General features: G+C 63.9%; 3 protein-coding genes. All 3 read right to left on the bottom strand.

What is annotated here, in order from left to right:
* A partial coding sequence (locus ACQR13_RS32385; protein WP_434863572.1) for an Hpt domain-containing protein occupies positions 1-176 on the bottom strand: 176 nt, incomplete at its 3' end.
* Positions 177-431: 255 nt separating this feature from the next.
* Complete coding sequence (gene flbT / locus ACQR13_RS32380; RefSeq protein WP_315716969.1) at positions 432-827, bottom strand: flagellar biosynthesis repressor FlbT; 396 nt, start codon at positions 825-827, stop codon at positions 432-434.
* Between the two features lie 216 nt (positions 828-1043).
* Positions 1044-1652 (bottom strand): flagellin (locus tag ACQR13_RS32375; protein ID WP_434863571.1); only part of this gene is annotated, 609 nt, incomplete at its 5' end.

Below are 1652 nucleotides of genomic sequence, written 5' to 3'. Positions count from 1 at the left end.
TCGAGCCGCGGCAGGCCGAGGAAACCGCAGGTCCCCTTGATCGTGTGCACCAGCCGGAAGATGTTATCGAGGATCTTGGCGTTGTTCGGCTCCTGCTCGAACCGTACCAATTGATTGTCGACGGTGTCCAGGCTCTCGCTGGTCTCCGTCAGGAACTCACGCAACAGATCGTCCATGAAACTGGCCTTCCAAGAATTGGCGCCGCGGTCACGGGCGACCGCTGATCCTGTCAGAGCGACGGCCGGTCCCGGCCTTCACCAGCAGCGCGGATCGATACCCGGCCCTCGCCGACTCGGCTGAACAGACTTTCGTCCACGCCATCGTTAGGTGGGGCTTTTATCCGTCCCGTTAATTTTATTGTCCGTGCTAATACGGACGTAGTACCGACCTCTCAGGCTGCGGCGAGCCCGGTCCCTTCCGCGGCCGGAATGTCAAGGCATCGCTTCGGCCGGCGCGACTGCGCGATCCTCTCGCTCGATCAGCGCCCTGATCTCCTTCAGCGCCTTGTACAGCGCTCCTTCCGTGACATGGCGATCCACCATCTCGGCTTGGCCGGCGGCTTCCGGAATCGCCCTGCGCAACTCGTTCATACAGGCGAGATAGGACGCGCGATAACGGATCGCGTCGTTCTTCAGGTACATCGTCTGGACGCAGAGATAGAGGCGCTTGGCCGGCGTATCGGCGGTCTCGGCGGTGACGGTGTCACGCTCGCGGAGAATGGGCGCGTCGCCTTCGACGATGAAGCGGGCGCGCGTATTCGAATTCACGATGACGCTGTCGCCGATCACGATGCGCTCGAAAGGCTTCAGCTCGACCCGCAGGGGCATGGCCCAGTCTCCTCTCAGAAGGCTCCTCTCGGGAGTCTCCTCTCGGGAGCGGCGTCGTCGGCAGGCTGCATTCGCGTCGACACGACGTTGCTCTCGTGCTCGCTGTCCGGCTGATCCGGCGCCGCAGCCGAGCGGCGTCAATTTGCGAATAGTCTAGAGCCGAAAACGGCGGGGCAAGCCCCGCCGCCTCCGATATTCGTGGGTGCCGCCCGCGCCTTAGCGCAGGAGCTGCAGCACGCTCGCCTGCGACTGGTTGGCGAGCGACAGCGCGGACACCGCGATCGACTGGCGGGTCGACAGCGCCTGGCTGTTGGCCGCTTCCTCGTTGGTGTCGGCCAGCGTCAGGTTCGACGAACCGGTCTGCAGCACGTTGATCAGGTTCTTGTTGAAGTCCTGACGAACCTGCACCACCGAGAGGTTCGAACCCAGCGTGGAGGCCTCGTTGCGCAGCGTGGAGCTCGCCGAGTTGAGGACGCCGATGACCTTGTTCGCCGAGTTGTTGTCGAGGAAGTCGGTGCCCGAGGTCAGGTTCGACAGGCCGAGACCAGCCGAGTTGAACGTGACACCGGTGATCGACAGCGTCGACTTGCCGGTTTCGTTGAAGGTCAGCTTCAGCGTGTCGCCGTTCAGCAGGTTGATGCCGTTGAACGAAGCGTCAGCCGCGGTCGTGTTGATCTGCGCCAGCACGTTGTTGTACTGGGAGACCAGGCTCGCGCGCTGCGTCTGCGCGGTCGCGTCCGCCACCGGAGCCGCCGCCGTCAGACCGTTGAAGGCCTGGCTGGATGCAGCCGACGTACCGCCGATCGCACCGATCGTGGCCGAAGC

This window comes from Bradyrhizobium sp. HKCCYLRH3059 (assembly GCF_051168035.1).
Lineage (GTDB): Bacteria > Pseudomonadota > Alphaproteobacteria > Rhizobiales > Xanthobacteraceae > Bradyrhizobium.
The sequence above is the reverse complement of the archived record's forward strand: the minus strand, read 5'-3'. Positions and strand labels throughout refer to the sequence as shown.

Excerpts from the sequence above, each read along its gene's own strand:
- flbT (WP_315716969.1), bottom strand. The coding sequence starts at position 827 with ATGCCCCTGCGGGTCGAGCTGAAGCCTTTCGAGCGCATCGTGATCGGC.